Consider the following 680-nt stretch of genomic DNA (forward strand, 5'->3'; position numbering starts at 1 on the left):
CGAATAAGAATTATTATATATAACTATCTGTCTAATTGTTATCTTTTTGAAATAGGAAGATGAAAACAGTATTTAAAAAGCTGAAGACCCGCCAACTAAGAATTGAATTTTTATACTGGATCAAGGCTATCCTGAAAACAGATTTTTCAGGATAGCTGTCTACTGGATCTTAAGTAATCACATTTAGCGTGACATCAATATTATTACGGGTGGCATTAGAATATGGGCAGACAATGTGCGCAGCATCCACCAGCTTTTGAGCTTCGTCCTGATCCATACCTTCCAGATGAACATTTAGGGTAACTTCAATACCAAAGCCAGTTGGGATCGGACCAATCCCTACCTCACCTTCAATATAAGCCTCTTTACTCATATTCAGTTTGTCTCGATTAGCCACAAATTTCATCGCCCCTAAAAAGCAGGCTGAATAGCCAGCAGCAAAGAGCTGTTCAGGATTGGTACCACCGCCTGAACCACCCATTTCCTTTGGTACTGCGAGTTGTATATCCAGCAGTTGATCATCCGTAGTAACCCGACCATCGCGGCCACCTGTTGCTTTGGCATGGGCGGTATAGACAGTTTTTTCTAATGACATGATATGAATCCCTGTTATTTTTTCATGGAGTTTCTATGCTCGATGATTTTTAAACAGGAATAAGCAGGGATTTTGTTATTTTATG

The 680-nt window shown here is 39.9% G+C and carries 1 protein-coding gene; it reads right to left on the reverse strand.

All coding sequences use genetic code 11. From position 1 onward, the window contains the following. Positions 1 to 169 precede the first annotated feature (169 nt). A complete protein-coding gene (locus tag B4033_RS01150; RefSeq protein ID WP_076753114.1) occupies positions 170 to 595 on the reverse strand; it encodes an organic hydroperoxide resistance protein in 426 nt (141 codons plus the stop codon). Positions 596 to 680: the final 85 nt, after the last annotated feature.

The sequence above is a fragment of the Acinetobacter sp. UBA3132 genome, from assembly GCF_002364825.1.
GTDB lineage: Bacteria > Pseudomonadota > Gammaproteobacteria > Pseudomonadales > Moraxellaceae > Acinetobacter > Acinetobacter schindleri.

Bases quoted from the DNA above. Each gene is read 5' to 3' on its own strand.
- B4033_RS01150 (WP_076753114.1), bottom strand. From the start codon at position 595: ATGTCATTAGAAAAAACTGTCTATACCGCCCATGCCAAAGCAACAGGT.